Genomic DNA, 16,691 nt, shown 5'->3' with positions numbered 1-16,691 from the left:
CTTCAGCCCAGGGTCTGAACCAGCCGATGCAACGCCTCGGCCGTGATTTCACTGTCTGCGACAAGCGCGAGCCGGATATAGCCCGCGCCGGGATTGCTTCCGTCCGGCTGTTGCCGGGCGAGGTAGCTGCCGGGGATGACCCGCACACCTGCGTCCCGGTAAAGCCTGACGGTGACTGCCTCGTCGCCACCTATCGCCGAGACGTCGAGCCAGACACAGAAGCCGCCGGCGGGACGCCGGTAGCCGTACCTCGATCCAAGAATCTGGTCGGCGGAGTCGAACTTCAGGCGGTAGAGCCTGCGGTTTTCCTCGACATGAGCTTCGTCGTTGTAAGCGGCGACCGCGACATGCTGGACCGGAACGGGCACCTGCGGCGCGGCAACATTGCGCAGCTCGTGAAAGGCGGAAAGAAAGTGTTTGTCGCCGGCGGCAAAGCCGACGCGCATGCCAGGCAGGTTCGATCGCTTCGACAGCGATTGAAACGCCACCACATTGGCATAATCGTCGCCGGCGCATTCGAGCATGCTGCCGGGCGCTTCCTGCGTGTAGATTTCCGAATAGCATTCGTCGCTGAAAATCATGAAGCCGAAGCGGTCGGCGAGTTTCTTCAGACGAATGAAATAGTCTCGTGATGCGACCGAGCCTTGCGGATTGGCGGGGGAGGCGATGTACATGGCGACCGTTCTCGCCAGCGTCGCCTCGTCGAGCGTATCGAGGTCAGGCAGGAATCCGTTGGCAGCGGTGGCCGGCAGATGGATCGGCTCGCAACCGGCGGCGCGGGTGCCGGCGCCATAGGCCGGATAGAACGGATTGGGCATCAGGATCGCCGGCTTTCCCTTGCGCTCGCCGACCAGGCGCACGGCCGCCAGCGCCGCCAGAAAGAGTCCCTCGCGGCTGCCAGAGAGCACCAGAAGTTCGGTCTCCGGATCGATCGGGCGCGGCAGCGTGAAGCGCCGAGAAAGCCATCCCGACGCCGCGCGCCGAAAGGGTTCGATGCCCTTGGCGATCGGGTAGCGGCCGAAATCGGCAATGTGCTCGGCCAGGACCGGCCCCACAAAGTTCGGCACCGGGTGCTGCGGCTCGCCTAAAGATAGCGTTATCAATGGCTTGGAAGGCTGGTAGGGCGCCAGCAATTCGGCGACCCGCAAAAAGGGCGAACGCTCGCTTTGCGAGTTTTCACCGCCCAAGGGCGCGCGGGATGATGCGGTCATGGCCATGCTTGTCGCGCCAGCACTCTTTTACGCAGCCGATCGGGTTTTTGGACCGGCGGAAAACGGATCAAACCACCATAGATACGGCGAGGTTAAGACGCGATTAACCATCGGTTTCGGCGACCGAAATCCGCCTTGCCGGCCACACGAAAAAAAGGGGCTCCAGCTTGCGCTGAAGCCCCTCAACGGCCGGAGCATTGCCGGGTATGTGCTCCAAACCGTAGTTCTGGACGCCCCTTCCGGGGAAGGAGCGCCCTCGGGAGAACTCACATGTTGTAGGCGCGCTCGGTGTGGTCGGTGAGATCGAGGCCTTCGCGTTCGCTTTCGACCTTGGCGCGCAGGCCGACGACCACGTCGACGATCTTGTAGAGGATCGCCGAGCCGACGCCCGACCACACCAGCGTGGTGCAGACGCCCCAGATCTGTGAGACCATCTGCGTGCCGAACTCGTAATCGGCGACCTTGCCGGTGACGTAGTCCATGATGCCCGAGCCGCCGAGCGCCGGATTGACCAGGATGCCGGTGCCGAGCGCGCCGACGATGCCGCCGATGCAGTGGACGCCAAACACGTCGAGCGAGTCGTCGTAGCCGAGCGCATTCTTCACGGTGGTGACGAAGAACAGGCAGACCACGCCGACCACAAGGCCCAGCACGATCGCGCCCATCGGACCGGCGTAACCGGCCGCAGGCGTAACTGCGACGAGGCCGGCGACCGCGCCGGAAATGACGCCGAGCACGGATGGATGGCCCTTGGTCATCCACTCGGCGAACATCCACGACAGTGCCGCGGCTGCGGTTGCGACAAACGAGTTGGTCATGGCGAGCGCCGCGCCGCCATTGGCTTCGAGGTTGGACCCGGCGTTGAAGCCGAACCAGCCCACCCAGAGCAGCGAAGCGCCGATCATCGACATGGTCAGCGAATGCGGCGCCATCAGATCCTTGCCGTAACCGATGCGCTTGCCGATGATGAGCGCGCCGACGAGGCCGGCGATGCCGGCATTGATATGCACGACCGTTCCGCCCGCGAAATCGATCGCACCCTTCTTGTTGATCCAGCCGGCATCGGCCTGCACTGCGGCGAGCTTGGCCTCGGCCGCGGCCTTTGCCGCAGCGTCGCCGCCGGCGGCGGCAATCGCCTTGACCGCATCCGAGATCGCATCCGGGCCGGCCCAGTACCAGACCATGTGCGCGATCGGGAAATAGATCAGCGTGACCCAGAGCGGGATGAACAGCGCGATCGCCGAGAACTTCATGCGTTCAGCGAAGGCGCCGACGATCAGCGCGGGTGTAATCGCCGCGAAGGTCATCTGGAAGCAGACGTAGACGAGTTCGGAAATATTGGCATCAACGCTGAAGGTTGCGGCCTTGGAGTCGGGTGTGACGCCCGACAGGAAAACCTTCGAGAGGCCGCCGAAGAAATCGTTGCCGCCGGTGAAGGCGAGGCTGTAGCCATAGAGCGCCCAGATGACGACCACGACGCAGACCGTGTAGAACACCTGCATCAACACCGAGAGCATGTTCTTGGAACGGACGAGGCCGCCATAGAACAGCGCGAGCCCCGGGATCGTCATCAACAGCACCAGCACCGTCGACGTCAGCATCCAGGCATTGTCGCCCTTGTTGACGGTTGGTTCCGCATAAGCAGCGGTCGCGGCGAACATGCCGACGGCGAGGGCCGCCAATCCCGCGCTAGTGGGACGCTTGAACGTCATTTCGTTTTACTCCTGATTGGAAAAGGTTGTGCGCGCCATCACAGCGCCGCAGCGTCCGCCTCGCCGGTCCGAATCCGGACGGCGTTTTCGAGGTTGATGACGAAAATCTTGCCGTCGCCGATCTGGCCGGTCTTGGCCGCCGACGTAATGGCCTCAATGGTCTTGTCCACCTGATCGGTCGCGATCGCGACCTCGATCTTGATCTTGGGCAGGAAGCTCACCGCGTATTCGGCGCCACGATAGATTTCGGTGTGACCCTTCTGCCGGCCATATCCCTTCACCTCGGTGACGGTCAGGCCGTGAACGCCGATGGCTGTGAGGGCATCGCGGACTTCTTCGAGTTTGAATGGCTTGATGATCGCCATAACGATTTTCATGGGTCTTAATCCCCGCTTGGACCCGGTCGAGAGGCGACCGAGGAATCTGGACTGCTTCACCACGCAAGCATGGATGGTCACGACGCGGGCACAGCCGCACACGATAGAATCAAATGCCGTGCCAGTTCTGGGACTTCTTCAAACGGTCTTTTAACGCGGAGGTTTTTCGCGCGCGTGAGGCAGGCACGGAACAGGGCCTCGCAGGGCCGCCCAAACCCTGGGCAGAATAGCCCATGATTTGTGCAAGGCGGAATGGCGAATGGACCCGGTGCTTAGCGGGCGAGCAGAAAAACGGTATTCTGGTAGCTTATTGAAGCGCCTCGCCGTGCTGCGAGATGTCGAGGCCTTCCAGCTCCTGTTGCATCGAAACGCGGATCGGAACGAACAGGCCGACCAGCTTGAGCAGGATGTAGGTCACGACAGCCGACCAGGCGAGCGTAACAGCGACGCCATAAGCTTGCGTCACGAGCAGGTGCGGATTGCCTTCGAGAAGCCCGGACTTCTCGCCGATCGAGGCGGTCGCAAACACGCCGGTCAACAGGATGCCGGTCATGCCGCCGATGCCATGGACGCCGAACACATCCAGCGCATCGTCATATTTGAAGCGCCGCTTGAGCCAGGTGCAGGCCCAGAAACACACGCCACCCGCGATCACGCCGATCAGGACGCCGGCCCAGGGCGCAACGAAACCCGAGGCCGGTGTGATCGTGCCAAGTCCGGCGACGGCGCCGGAGATCATGCCGAGCACGGATGGCTTGCGCTGAATGGACCATTCGATAGCACCCCAGGTCAGCGCGCCAGCGCAGGCCGCCAGATGCGTCGCTGTGATCGCCATCACCGCGCGCGAGTCGGCGGCGAGCGCCGATCCGCCGTTGAAGCCGAACCAGCCGACCCACAGCAAGCCTGTGCCCATCACGGCCAGCGACAGATCGAAGGGCGACAGATTTTCCACGCCGTAGCCGCGGCGACGTCCGACCACCATCGCGGCCACCAGACCGCCGATACCTGCGGACAGATGCACGACAAGGCCGCCGGCAAAATCCAGGACGCCCGCCGCCTGGAGAAAGCCTCCGCCCCACACCCAATGGGCCAGCGGCACGTAAACGAACACGAACCAGCCGATGGAAAACAAGAGATAGGCGGAGAACCGCATCCGGTCGGCGACGGCGCCTGCGACCAGCGCCACCGTGATGATCGCGAACGTCATCTGGTAGAGCATGAACAGGACTTCGGGAATCGTCTTGGCTGCCGGATTGACGCTGTCCATGGTCATGCCGGCGAGAAACCAGCGATTGAGGCTGCCGAGCACGGGGCCATCACCGACGAAAACCAGCGAATAGCCGAAGGCGACCCAGAGGATCGAGACCAGCGCCACCGCGGCGAGGCTTTGCGCCATCGTGCCGAGCACGTTCTTCTTGCGCACCATGCCGGAATAGAACAGCGCGAGTCCCGGAATGGTCATCATCAGCACCAGACCGGTGGCGACGATCATCCAGGCCGTGTCGGCGCCGTTGATCGCGGTATTTGCCGCAAACGCAGGCCGTGCAAGCGAAACGACGGCCAGCAGAACTGGCGCAGCCAGCTTCGCTGCGCGACACAGATGTGCCCCCATTGGTATTTTCCCCACCCAGACAAGTTGTTCGCTGATCCCGGCGCCGTTGCCGGGTGCGATGGAAATTTTGCGAGGTTTATAGCCTCGTCCTTCTGATCCTAAAGCGCGTCGCTGTCGGTTTCGCCGGTCCTGATCCGCAGCGCGTGGTCGATCGGCGTGACGAAGATCTTGCCGTCGCCGATCTGCCCGGTGCGGGCGCTGGTGGTAATCACATCGACCGCCTTCTCGGCGATATCGGATGCCACCGCGATCTCGATCCGCAGCTTGGGCAGGAAGTTCACGACGTATTCCGCGCCGCGATAGATTTCAGTGTGGCCCTTCTGCCGGCCGTAGCCTTTGACCTCGGTGACGGTCATGCCGTGCACGCCGATCGCGGTCAGTGCCTGCCGGACTTCGTCCAGCTTGAAGGGTTTGATGATGGCGACAACAAGCTTCATGTTCAGGCCTTCTTTTCCCGGATTTCGAAGGTCGGTCAAGCCGTGGAGGGCAGTGGCATTTCCCCCACTCCACTGCACAATAAAGTGCCGGCTGGGCGAAAAACAATTGCGAAATTGTCACTTCGGCCGATAGTTCCAGTAGCGGCACCGGCGTGATCTGCCAAGATCGCGCCCGATAGCGATAACAAGAGCCCGTCTGCATGCTGTGGGGGACAAATGTCAAATCGCGCGTGGTTCTACGCTGAACGCGGCCAGCAACAGGGCCCTTTTCCGGACGCCCAATTTCGCGACCTGATCGCGCGAGGCATCATTCGTCCCGATACGCTGATCTGGACCGACGGCATGGCGGGCTGGCAAAGCGCCGGCGACATTCCCGGCCTGTTTTCGGCGGCGGGCAGGCCCCCGCCCATGCCGGGCAGAATGCCGGCAACAGCGGGCGGCGGCGGTGGATCGCTATCGATCGATTTCGAAATTCTGGATTTTGTTCGCCAGGGGCTGATCTTTTTCGTCGGCTCCCTTCTCGTCATTCCCTTTCCGTGGGTCCTCGTCAGCACCTTGAAGTGGGCCGTCTCCCGCACCCAGGTGCCGGGACGGCCGGATCTCACATTCGCGGGCAAGGTCGAGACCATCATGTGGTGGTACTTCGGCACGATTGCCGCCGTCATCGTGCTCGGCTTCATCGGCGGCCGGATTCCCCAACTCATCTCGTTCCTGATCGAAGTGGGAGTGGCCTGGCTTGCCATCCAATGGTTTATCGCCAACCTCGCTTCCGCCGACGGACAGCCGCTCGGCTTGCGCTTCTCCGGCGCCTTCTTGCCCTATCTCGGCTGGCACGCCTTGGGCGCGCTCTCCACCATCACCATCGTCGGCTGGGCGTGGGTCTACACCGCGCAGACGCGCTGGATTTTCCGCAACGTCGAAGGCACGCGGCGCGACATCGTCTTCAATGCCACCGGCCTCGAATATCTCTGGCGCGCCATCGTCACCGTTATCGGCTGCGCCTTCATCATCCCGATTCCATGGGTGGTGCGCTGGATGATGGGCTGGGTCGCCTCGCAGATCGCGCTGGTGCAAAGAGATGCAGAAGCGGCGTAGTTACCTGCGCTCGCGCACCGAGCCTTCCTGGGCGACGGAGGCCACCAGCGTGCCATCCTGCTTGAAGATCAGCCCGCGCGTCAGCCCGCGTCCGCCTTGCGCGCTCGGCGAGTCCTGCGCGTAAAGCAGCCATTCGTCTGCGCGGAACGGCCGGTGAAACCACATCGCGTGATCGAGGCTCGCCGGCATCATGCGCTTGTCGAACAGCGTCCGGCCGTAGCGCGCCATCACAGCATCGAGCAGCGAGAAATCCGAGGCATAGGCGAGCGCGCACATATGCAGCGCCGGATCGTCGGGGAGTTTCGCGGCGGTCCTGATCCAGACATGGATGCGGCCGTCGTCGATCTTCTGGCCGAAATAGCGGCCGAGCTCGACCGGGCGCAGTTCGATCGGACGGTCTGACTCATAATAGCGGCGGATGAATTCCGGCATGTCGCGGAACATCGGCTGCTTGGCCATTTCCTCGGCGGTGAGCTTTTCCGGCGGCGGCACGTCCGGCATCTTGTCCTGGTGATCGAACGCGCCTTGTTCCTCGGCGTGAAACGACACCATGATCGAGAAAATCGCGTTGCCATGCTGGATCGCGGTGACGCGCCGCGTCGAATAGCTCTTGCCGTCGCGCAGCCGCTCGACCTGGTAGATGATCGGAATCTGCGGATCGCCCGGCAAAATGAAATAGCAATGCAGCGAATGCGGCAGCCGGCCTTCGACGGTGCGGCAGGCCGCGACCATGGCTTGCCCAATCACCTGCCCGCCAAAAACCCGTTGCCAGGAGGTTTTCGGGCTCTTGCCGCGAAACATGTTCACCTCGATCGGCTCGAGATCGAGAATGGAAATCAGGTCGATCAGGCTTTTGGACATTATGTGCTTTCTAGCGTCATTCCGGGGCGCTCGCGAAACCGCGAGCGAACCCGGAATCCGGAAGTTGCGGCGCGAGATTCTCCGATGTGCAACCGCACATCGTAGTTCACGCTTTGCGTGCCCCGGAATGACAGGCCTAGCTTACCCTTGTTTACGGGGTCTGTTTCGCCCAGCTATTATGGAGTAGCAAGCTGAGTTTTTGCAGGGTTCGAATAGGCGGTCCAGCATGTCGGTTCAGCGTGGCATTGTCATCGGCGGCGGCGCGTTTGCGGGGCTCGCGCTCGCGCTGGCGCTGCGCCAGGGCCTTGGGGGCGAACTGCCCGTCATCGTCGCAGATCCCGCGCTCGGCACACGGCCGAGCCGCGATCCTCGCGCCACCGCCATCGTCGCGGCTTGCCGCCGGCTTTTCGAGACGATCGGCGTCTGGAGTAAGGTTGCCGACGGCGTGCAGCCGATCCTGGACATGGTCGTCACCGATTCGAAGCTCGAAGACGCGACGCGGCCGGTGTTCCTGACTTTTTCCGGACATATCGAGCCGGGCGAGCCGTTCGCGCACATGGTCGAGAACCGGTACCTGATCGACGCGCTGGTGGAGCGCGCGCAAGCCGACGGCGTCGACCTTCGTCCGCTCGCGGTGTCCGATTTCTCGACCCATAGCGGCGGGATCGACGTGACGCTTTCGGACGGCAGCGTCGTCGAAGCGAGCCTTCTGGTCGCCGCTGACGGCGCGCGATCGAAATTGCGCGAGCGCGCCGGCATCGCCACCCATGGCTGGGACTACGATCAATCCGGTATCGTCGTCACGGTCGGACACGAGCGCGATCATCAGGGCCGCGCCGAAGAGCATTTTCTACCGGCCGGCCCTTTTGCGATTCTGCCGCTGTCCGGAAAACGCTCATCGCTGGTCTGGACCGAAAGGCGCGGTGAGGCGGCGCGGATCGTTGCGCTCTCGGAGCAGGAGTTTCATGGCGAGCTCGAGCAGCGCTTCGGCCTGCACCTCGGCGAGGTGAAGGCGCTGGACAAGCCGCGCGCCTTTCCGCTCGGCTATTTCGTGGCGCGCTCGTTCATCGGCGAGCGCCTGGCGCTGGTCGGCGATGCCGCGCATGTGATTCATCCGATTGCGGGGCAGGGGCTCAATTTGGGTCTCAAGGATGTTGCCGCGCTCGCCGAAGTCGTCGTGGATGCGGCGAGGCTTGGCATCGATCCCGGTCAGGCCGACGTGCTCGAGCGCTATCAGCGCTGGCGGCGGTTCGACACCATGGCGATGGGCTTGGCCACCAACTCGCTCAACTTCCTGTTCTCCAACCAATCGACGCTGCTCCGCACCGTGCGCGATATCGGTCTGGGTCTGGTCGACCGCGCCCCGCCGTTGAAGGGAATGTTCATCCGCCAGGCCGCGGGTCTCGCGGGCGATGTGCCGCGGCTTTTGAAGGGCGAAGCGCTTTAACGGCCGGTCAGTGCGTACCGCTGGCTTGAATGAAGTCGGCGACGGCGTCGATCATGGCCGCGTCGAGCGCGCGTTCCGGCTGATTGTAGGCGGCAAGATTGTCGGCATCGTCGGTGACGTCGACAAGAACGTGATTCATGTCCGGAAGCCAAAGCGTTTTCGCGACCTGCGCGGCTGCAGCGAGCGCGGAGAAATCCAGCCGCGCCACCTGTAGGTCGTGGCCGCCGCCGACGATCAGGATCGGTCTGTCGATCGATTTTATTGGTTCGATCGGATCGACAGTGAAGGCGGAAGCAACGCTCGGCTGCATCGACGGCGCGATCGCAAGCCCACGCGGCGGCGGATCGACAATCTGTCCCGCCATGATGCTGTCGATGGCCTTGAGGATGGGATCGAGAACGTCAGGCGGAATTTGCCTTTTCTCGAGCTGCGCCTTCACAAGGTCGCCTTGCCGCCGCGCCGCGGTGACGAGCAGCACCAGGCGATCAATCTGCACCTGCCGTGCGGCCAGGATTGCGACCAGTCCACCCTCGCTGTGCCCGACCACGACGATGCGGGAGAATTTTCGGCCCTCGCGCAAGTAATTCACCAGCGAGACGGCGTCGTCGACATAGTCCTTGAAACGAAAATCCTCGGGCTTGCCGAATTCAGCCTTCCATCCGCCGGCGCCGCGCTTGTCGTAGCGAAGTGTCGCGATCTTTTGCGCCGCCAGCTGCTCGGCAAGTTTCTTCAAGGTCGCGGGCTTGGCCTGCGGTCCATTGCCGTCATGGTCGGTGGATCCGGAGCCTGCAATCAACAGCGCCACTGGCGGCTTCTCGACGCCATCAGGGATCGTCAGAAAGGCATCGAGATTGCCGACACCGATCTGGGTCTCGCTGGCCGATGCAGCCGTGATCGCGCCGGCAAGGCTGAGAACCATCGCGACCATCAGCGCAGATTTGCGCATGGCCAGTGTGGTGGATTTGACATTCGATTCGGTACCGCCGCGAGTCCTCATAGCGAATGTCAAATCCAAAACCACACTGGAATCCAATTTTTGCTGGTGTCCCTTTGGTTATGACATTCGTAAACGAAGCCGCCGCGGCACAATACGAATGTCATAACCGGGACACCAGTCTCTTACTCGATCTTCCTCGCCTCTTCGGGCAGCATGATCGGAATGCCGTCGCGAATGGGATAAGCGAGCTTGGCGGCGCGCGAGATCAGCTCCTGCCGCGCGGCGTCATATTCGAGCGGGCCCTTGGTCATGGGGCAGACCAGGATTTCCAGCAGCTTGGGGTCGACGGTGCCTTCGGGGCGTTCGGGCAAGGCGGTCATGCCGCGGTCTCCTGTTACGCGCTCCCTGTATCACATTCGGACGCCACGTGTAGCTATCCGTGTAGCCATGCCCGTGTCCGGTTGAAGCGGTCGCTTTCCAGAACGCGCGGGTAAAGGAAACGCGAACAGTTCCGATCAATTTCAAACGAATCCAATAGCTAGATTCCAACACTTCTTCGGTAAGACAGCCGGAGTGCCAATGGACCACATCCGGGCGGGGCAAGGAACGATATGTTTGCTGCAAATAGACGAAAGAGCGAGCGGCGCGTGTGCCGGAGTTTCGCGAAAATCCAGTTTGGCACGGGTTCGCTGCCGCGTGACTGTACCATCACCGACATCTCCGCAGGCGGCGTGAAGGTCATTGCCGAACACGTTGATGTTCCGAACGAGTTCACGATCATCATGTCGGAAGGCCGGCCGCGGCAGTGCCGTCTGGCGTGGCGGATCGGCTACGAATTCGGCGCCCAGTTTCTGGACTGACTGCTGCCTCTCGGAAGCCTGCGACGCGCCGGGCTGACAGCTCCAGCTTAACCGGAATTTAGGGTTAAGCTGTGAGCATTTCTGGACAGCACTGTTACCCTATTAGGTCCAGAATGTACCCGTCACAGCCCCGGCCGCCCGGCCTTGCCCGATTCCGCGCCGTGCCAGTGCTGTCGGCCGTCTTGTTTCTGGGACTTTGCGGCTGCCAGACCGACGGCCTGACCGATATTACGGGATCGCTCGGCGACAAGTCGGAAAAGGCAGCTCCCGCCCATAGCCTCGACTACTACCGCGATCGTCATCAAGCCAAGCCTGACGATGCCGAAGCGGCCCTCGCTTACGGAAAAGCGCTCCGCGCCGCCGGCCAGCGGGCCCAGGCGGTCGCCGTGCTGGAGCGGGCCACGATCGCCCATCCCGGCGACAAGGCCTTGCTGGCGGGCTTCGGCCGGGCGCTCGCCGATAACGGCAATTTCCAGCAGGCGTTCGAAGTTCTCGGTCGCGCGCATTCGCCCGAAGATCCCGATTGGCGAATCCTGTCCGCGCAGGGGACCGTGCTCGATCAGCTCGGCCGCCACGACGAAGCGCGGCAATATTATGCGAGCGCGCTGCGGATCGTACCGGACGATCCGTCGGTGCTGTCCAACCTCGCGCTCTCCTACGTCCTTTCAAAGGATCTCGCGAAGGCGGAAGAAACGCTGCGCCGCGCCTACGGCAATCCCAACGCGGATCCGCGCGTGCGGCTGAACCTCGCTCTGGTGGTCGGCTTGCGCGGCCATATGGCCGAGGCCGAGAGCCTCGCCAAAGAAGGCCGGCCTCCGGAGGAGGCGGCCGCCAATGTCGCTTATTTGAGGAAGATGCTGGCGAAGCAGGCTGCTGTGAAGCCCGCGCTTGGCAACGCTGCGCGCACCGACTGAGCGCTGTGAGCGCGCCGGGATTTCAGGCGCGCAACTTCTTCATCAGCGGCCCAAACAGCGAACTCTTCGGCTTCTTCGGCTCGCCGCGACCCGTGAGCTGGTTGGCGATGTGCACGAAGGTCTTGCTGAGGCGATGCCCGGCGGAGAGTTCGGCCATCATCTGGCCGTTGTTGGCCGCGGTACCGAACATCTTCGGATCGGACGGAATGGTCGCAATCGACGGGCCTTCCATGGCCTTGGCGAATTCGCGTGGGCTGATTTCCGGCCGCTTCGACATCCCGACCTGGTTGAGACAATAGAGCGGCGGACGGTCGTTCGGGCGCGCCGCCGTGAGCATGCTCACCATGTTCTTGGCGTTCCGCAGGTTGGCGAGATCGGGCTCGGCGACGATCAGAATATCGTCGGCGCCGACCAGCGCGCGCCGCGTCCATCCCGACCATTGGTGCGGAATATCGAGCACGATCACCGGTGTCGACAGGCGCATGGTGTCGAAAATCGCGTCAAAGGCGTCGGCGCCGAAATCGTAGACGCGCTCAAGCGTCGCCGGCGCCGCGAGCAGGCTGAGATGATCGTTGCACTTCGCCAGAAGGCGCTCGATGAAAGCGCTGTCGGGGCGTTCGGCGGCGAAGACCGCGTTCGCGATGCCCTGCAACGGATCCTTGTTGTAGTCGAGGCTCGCGGTGCCGAACGCCATGTCGAGGTCGATCACCACTGAATCCATCGCCAGATCCCGCGCGATCGCCCATGCCACATTGTGGGCGACGGTAGAGGCGCCGACGCCGCCCTTGGCGCCCACGACGGCGATGATGCGGCCGACCGGAGTGTCTTCGGACGCCGAGAACAGCCCGCAGATCGCCCGGACCATGTCGAGCGTTTCGACCGGCCCGATCACATAGTCGCTGACGCCGCGGCGCACCAGTTCGCGGTAGGGCGCGACATCCTGGTCGCTGCCGACCACGACCACGCGCGTTCCCGCATCGCAGACGGTGGCAAGTTCATCGAGCCCGGCAAGAATGTCGTGACCGGGTCTGGTTTCCAGAATGATGACGTTCGGTGTGGGGACGCTGTGATACGTCTCGATAGCGGCTTCCATGCCGCCCATCTTGATCGTCAGGTGCGCCTTGGCGAGACGTCGGTCGAGCCCAGCCGATTGCAGAGCATCGGCTGTCGCCGTGCTTTCACAGAAGGCCTGCACGGATACGCGTGGCGCCGGTGCGATGTAGTCGTCGCTGAGCGGCGGCATCGTATCGTGCTCATTGGAATCGTTACGCGAATGGATCATTTGCCTGTATCGCTGAGTTTGGCCTTGTCGGCCTCGGGATAAGCGGTCGCGGTGTTCGTACCGGTGCGATATTTCTCAAAGCCTTCGGCGCGCCGCGCCTCGTAGGCCGGAGTTTCGGCGCGCGGCTGCACGAGGTCAGAGGGGTTTGCCACCATCGCCGCCATGTTGCGCTGATAGGCGCAGCCGAAATTGTAATAGGGCTTGTTGTCCATGTAGCTCGGATCCTTGATCGAGGGGCCGAGATCCTCAGGCCATACACCGCAGGGGCCGGCGACCGCCGTCATCCGTGAATAGGTCAGGCGAACGGTCGCAAGCGTGCGCGGATCGTCCGGGGTGTAGCGGTGCAACTTGATTCCGTTGCCCGGCACGCCGCCTGCTTCCAGCACGGCTCTCGCTTCGCGGTACGCGCTTTCCGCGGCCCGGGCGTTGGGCGTATTGACGGGCACGTCGACAACAATGGCGCCGGTTCCCTCAGCGACCCAGGCCCGCGCCAGGCCCGCGACGTCGTCGCGCTGGGTGAAGGACAATCCGCCGCGCGCATGGCCGACGAACAAAACGATGGAGCGATTGGCCTCCTGGACCGCGATCGGGTGCCGCAGGCGATAATCGTCCGGAACGCTTGCGGGCCGCGTCGCAACGCTTCCCGTGGTCTCGGAGCAGGCGCCAAGGGCGACCGAAAGGCCGACCATTGCGCTCATGAGGCTCAGCGCTTTCAAGCGATTGAGCGATGTCCCGGTTGTCATCGTGCTTCCCCCGCCACGGCCTGCTTAGTCGATGATGAAGCCGAAATTGGCTTGATAATTTCCGATCTGTTCCACCCGCGCCGGAACGCCGTAGATGCGATTGATCTGCGCGAACAAGGCCGACTGCGCGTCCGAGGACGGCGCAAAGCCGTCATCCGGCCGCGACAGTTCTTTCTGCGCGACCGCGCGCACCACGTAGGGCGTGACGATGACCATCAACTCGGTCTGATTGTTGACGTAGTCCTGGCTGCGGAACAGCTGGCCGAGCACCGGGATCTGATCGGCGCCTGGTATTCCGTTGACCGCCTGCTTGGTCTCTTCCTGGATCAGCCCTGCCATCGCGAGCGAACCGCCGGAGGGAATTTCCAGCGTCGTATCGGCCCGGCGGGTTTTGATTGAGGGGACGTTGACCCCGCTGATGCTGATGGAATTGTCGTTGGAGACCTCGGAGACTTCCGTCATCACGTGCAGGCTGATCTTGCCTTCGGTCAGCACGACCGGCGTGAAGTTGAGCGAGATACCGAATTTCTTGAAGGCGATCGACGGTGCGCACTGTCCGACAGTGTTTGTCGTGGAATTGGTCTGACACGTCACGCCGGTCGGGAAGGGAAACTCGCCGCCGACGATGAAGGTGGCGGACTCGCCGGAGATCGCCGTCAAATTCGGTTCGGCGAGGGTACGAATGACGCCCGCGCTTTCCATGGCGCGCAGGGTTGCCGTCACCGTCGGGATGCCGGCCTTGTTGACGGCTGAGGCGACCAGCGAGTTGCCGGCGACAAGCGGCTGTCCGTTTGCAGTGAACGGGTTGGAGTTGTTGAAGTTCACCACCGCCGTGCCGTAATTCATGTTGGCGGAAAGATCGATGCCCAGCTGCTTGATGATATTGCGCTGAACCTCCGCGACGCTGACTTTCAGCATCACCTGGTCGCGTCCGCGAACCACGATGGAATTGACGACCTTGTCCGTGCCGCCCACGAGACGCGCGGCGACATCGCCGGCCTGCTGGGCTTCGATCGGGGTTGAGACCGATCCGGTCAGCATCACGCTGTCGCCGATGCCTTCGGCTTGAATCGCCGCGGCAGGCAGCATCTGTTTCAGCGCCGCGCGAATGCCATTGAGATCGCGCTTGATCGCAATGTCGTAGGCGGCGATCTGGTTGCCGTCCGCATCAAAGAAAACGACGTTGGTTTGTCCGACGGCGGAGCCGATGACGTAGGCGCGCTGCGGCGAGCGAATGACCGCATTTGCAATCTTCGGATCGGCCACCAGCACGTCCTTGACGTCGCGCGGCAGATCGATGATGGCGGATTTGCCGACGCCAAGCGCTAGAAAACGGGTCTTTACCGGAGGGGCAGGGATGCTCGATGTGGTGGCAGGGTCGGACGTGCGGGAAGCAGCAGCCGGCGCGGTGATGATCGCGGGTCCGGATGTCGTATCGCTCTCCGCGGCGGCAGCCGGTGTCAGGCCTGAAAAAAGCGCAAGAACGGCCGCCGAGGCAGACAGCGCGCTGATCAATGAGGTTCGGATAGACGTCCGGCTTCCCCGGTGAGCCATATTCTTCGTCCTTCTGGTCATGGGCGTCTTTCCGGTCACTTCACGGGAGCCGCGGCGTTACCCGGGTTGGTGACGCCATAGCGCACCACGTTGATGGTGGGTTGCGCGTGTTCGCTGGCGCTGATCGCGACCTGGTTGGCGTCGGCGATGCTGCGCAATGCCAGCGACAGCGTGCCGGCCTGGCGTGCAGATGCGAGCTCGGTGGTCTGCTCCGGCTTCAATTCAAGCGTGACCGTCTTGCCGACGACGCTATTGGTTCCGTCTTTTTCCTTTGGTGCCTGATCGATGGCGAGCACACGAATATTGGACAGACGGATCTCGGAGACGACGATATCGGGCTGCGACGGGACAGGGTTCTTCAGGCGGCGGGTGAGAATGACGTCGACGCGATCGTTGGGCAGAACGAAGCCGCCCGCGGCGGTTTCCGCGGAAATCTCCGTAGCGACCGCGCGATATCCGCTTTGCAGGATCGCGGCCATGAAACCGGAGCCGTCGGCCTTCACCAGTTTGGCTTCCCGGATCGGCTCGCCGGCGACGAAGGGGGCGCGCGCGATCGAGCCCGCGAGCTGTTTGGCGGCATCCGCGCGATCCTTGCGGCGGATGAAGTTGCTGCTCGACGTCGACGCCGGCCAGGTCTGCCAGATCATGTCGTCGGCCGTCAGCGACTGGCCGAGCGTGATGTCGGCTTTGGCCACCAGAACATCGACCGTTTCGAGCTGGGCGACGGGCGCGGCCGGAACGTTTGGCGTGCTGCCCGTTCCGCTTGCGAGATAGGCCGCGACGCCACCGGCGCTGAGAGCGATGGCTAGGACGACAATGCGGGCAATGTTCATACGCGGATCTACTTGTTACGCAGGTTACTGGACGGGGCTTCGCGAGAAGCCCGTCATCAGCGATGACTAAGCCGTAAAGGTATAAGCGACCTTGAAACCCGTGGCGTTTGCCGACCACCTCCGGCCGATTTATCCGCATGGTGAACGCAAGGTTATTGTTTGCGACGGCCGGCGCTGAGCCCGTGACGCCAGGCCCGGGATAACCGCTTGAGAATGAAAACGAAGACAAGCGTCCGTTAGGCGGTGCGGCGATATCGTGGCGACGGCGGTCAGGTTTCAGTCACCATGCCGGCAAAAGCCATCGCGCCCCTCGGCGGCGGTGCTTACGGCGGAGCCAGCCGGAGCATGTCCTCGAGCGATGACGGCGCCGCCGGTCCGTTGCTCACTCGGCCGTGAAACTGGTGATGAGGCGCTCGATCGACGCTGACGGAGCGGCCTCGCAGTTTAAAATTCCTCTAAGATCAATGTGTTTTAACCCGCCAAGCTTGACCTGCACGCCGGTCGTTGAAAATACAGCTTCATGACCGCCATCGATCGAAACAATAGAACGCCCGAGACGCGGCTTGGCATGGCCAAGCGCGGCTATTCCGGCGTCATCCATCAAGTCGACGCCGAGGGGGTGGATTCTTCGCTTCCGGCGCTCGAACTTGAAAGCCGCCTGCTTGAACTCGGCTTCGTCGAGGGAGCCAGGGTAGAAGTGCTCCACGAAGGCATCGTCGGGCGCGACCCGATTGCCGTTCGTGTCGACAACGTCACCGTTGCAGTGCGCCGGCGCGAGGCGATGGCCGTCATAGTCGTTTGACGAGGTCTATCGCG

The 16,691-nt window shown here is 62.9% G+C and carries 17 protein-coding genes; 5 read left to right on the top strand and 12 right to left on the bottom strand.

Annotated features, from left to right (window positions below; translation table 11 throughout):
* Positions 1-2: 2 nt before the first annotated feature.
* The 5 genes from VFB05_RS18550 to VFB05_RS18530 form a co-directional block, all read right to left on the bottom strand.
* Positions 3-1,217 carry an aminotransferase class I/II-fold pyridoxal phosphate-dependent enzyme gene (locus VFB05_RS18550; protein WP_325014689.1) on the bottom strand — a complete coding sequence of 405 codons (1,215 nt, stop codon included), beginning with the start codon at positions 1,215-1,217 and terminating at the stop codon, positions 3-5.
* A gap of 260 nt (positions 1,218-1,477) precedes the next feature.
* Positions 1,478-2,923 (bottom strand): ammonium transporter, encoded by a 1,446-nt coding sequence (locus VFB05_RS18545; RefSeq protein ID WP_325014687.1) that lies wholly within the window; start codon positions 2,921-2,923, stop codon positions 1,478-1,480.
* Between the two features lie 38 nt (positions 2,924-2,961).
* Entirely contained in the window at positions 2,962-3,300 is a 339-nt protein-coding gene (locus tag VFB05_RS18540) for a P-II family nitrogen regulator (protein WP_325014685.1), read from the bottom strand.
* Between the two features lie 307 nt (positions 3,301-3,607).
* Positions 3,608-4,912, bottom strand: a complete 1,305-nt coding sequence (locus VFB05_RS18535) for an ammonium transporter (protein ID WP_325014683.1) — start codon at positions 4,910-4,912, stop codon at positions 3,608-3,610.
* Positions 4,913-5,010: 98 nt separating this feature from the next.
* Positions 5,011-5,349: a P-II family nitrogen regulator gene (locus tag VFB05_RS18530; protein ID WP_325014680.1), complete on the bottom strand. Its 339-nt coding sequence runs from the start codon at positions 5,347-5,349 to the stop codon at positions 5,011-5,013.
* A 216-nt stretch (positions 5,350-5,565) separates the two neighbouring features.
* Between VFB05_RS18530 and VFB05_RS18525 the strand changes: the two genes are divergently transcribed.
* On the top strand, positions 5,566-6,444 hold the full coding sequence (locus VFB05_RS18525) for a DUF4339 domain-containing protein (protein ID WP_325014678.1): 879 nt from the start codon (positions 5,566-5,568) through the stop codon (positions 6,442-6,444).
* Here VFB05_RS18525 and tesB read toward each other — a convergent pair whose 3' ends face one another.
* On the bottom strand, positions 6,445-7,305 hold the full coding sequence (tesB, locus tag VFB05_RS18520) for an acyl-CoA thioesterase II (RefSeq protein WP_325014676.1): 861 nt from the start codon (positions 7,303-7,305) through the stop codon (positions 6,445-6,447).
* 226 nt (positions 7,306-7,531) lie between these two features.
* Between tesB and VFB05_RS18515 the strand changes: the two genes are divergently transcribed.
* On the top strand, positions 7,532-8,752 hold the full coding sequence (locus VFB05_RS18515; protein WP_325014674.1) for a ubiquinone biosynthesis hydroxylase: 1,221 nt from the start codon (positions 7,532-7,534) through the stop codon (positions 8,750-8,752).
* Between the two features lie 7 nt (positions 8,753-8,759).
* Here VFB05_RS18515 and VFB05_RS18510 read toward each other — a convergent pair whose 3' ends face one another.
* Together VFB05_RS18510 and VFB05_RS18505 are read right to left on the bottom strand one after the other, a co-directional pair.
* Entirely contained in the window at positions 8,760-9,698 is a 939-nt protein-coding gene (locus VFB05_RS18510) for an alpha/beta hydrolase (protein WP_325014672.1), read from the bottom strand.
* A 173-nt stretch (positions 9,699-9,871) separates the two neighbouring features.
* On the bottom strand, positions 9,872-10,069 hold the full coding sequence (locus VFB05_RS18505; RefSeq protein WP_325014670.1) for a Trm112 family protein: 198 nt from the start codon (positions 10,067-10,069) through the stop codon (positions 9,872-9,874).
* Between the two features lie 231 nt (positions 10,070-10,300).
* Between VFB05_RS18505 and VFB05_RS18500 the strand changes: the two genes are divergently transcribed.
* Complete coding sequence (locus VFB05_RS18500) at positions 10,301-10,549, top strand: PilZ domain-containing protein (RefSeq protein ID WP_325014668.1); 249 nt, start codon at positions 10,301-10,303, stop codon at positions 10,547-10,549.
* Positions 10,550-10,662: 113 nt separating this feature from the next.
* Positions 10,663-11,463 (top strand): tetratricopeptide repeat protein, encoded by an 801-nt coding sequence (locus tag VFB05_RS18495; protein WP_414643216.1) that lies wholly within the window; start codon positions 10,663-10,665, stop codon positions 11,461-11,463.
* A 22-nt stretch (positions 11,464-11,485) separates the two neighbouring features.
* On the opposite strand, the gene VFB05_RS18490 is transcribed toward VFB05_RS18495, so the two are convergent.
* From VFB05_RS18490 to cpaB, 4 genes are read right to left on the bottom strand one after another with little or no spacing between them, the layout of a single operon-like run.
* Positions 11,486-12,745 carry an AAA family ATPase gene (locus tag VFB05_RS18490; RefSeq protein WP_325014664.1) on the bottom strand — a complete coding sequence of 420 codons (1,260 nt, stop codon included), beginning with the start codon at positions 12,743-12,745 and terminating at the stop codon, positions 11,486-11,488.
* Positions 12,742-13,488 carry a CpaD family pilus assembly protein gene (locus VFB05_RS18485; protein ID WP_325014663.1) on the bottom strand — a complete coding sequence of 249 codons (747 nt, stop codon included), beginning with the start codon at positions 13,486-13,488 and terminating at the stop codon, positions 12,742-12,744. The genes VFB05_RS18490 and VFB05_RS18485 overlap by 4 nt, the downstream gene beginning before the upstream one ends.
* 24 nt (positions 13,489-13,512) lie before the next feature.
* Positions 13,513-15,063, bottom strand: a complete 1,551-nt coding sequence (locus VFB05_RS18480; protein ID WP_325014661.1) for a type II and III secretion system protein family protein — start codon at positions 15,061-15,063, stop codon at positions 13,513-13,515.
* 14 nt (positions 15,064-15,077) lie between these two features.
* On the bottom strand, positions 15,078-15,875 hold the full coding sequence (cpaB, locus tag VFB05_RS18475) for a Flp pilus assembly protein CpaB (protein WP_325014660.1): 798 nt from the start codon (positions 15,873-15,875) through the stop codon (positions 15,078-15,080).
* Positions 15,876-16,395: 520 nt separating this feature from the next.
* On the opposite strand from cpaB, the gene VFB05_RS18470 reads away from it, so the two are divergent.
* Complete coding sequence (locus tag VFB05_RS18470) at positions 16,396-16,677, top strand: FeoA family protein (RefSeq protein WP_325014658.1); 282 nt, start codon at positions 16,396-16,398, stop codon at positions 16,675-16,677.
* Positions 16,678-16,691: the final 14 nt, after the last annotated feature.

The organism is Bradyrhizobium sp. (genome assembly GCF_035652035.1).
Classification (GTDB): domain Bacteria; phylum Pseudomonadota; class Alphaproteobacteria; order Rhizobiales; family Xanthobacteraceae; genus Bradyrhizobium.
Note: the sequence above shows the minus strand (reverse complement) of the source record. Positions and strands in the feature narration are given on the sequence as shown.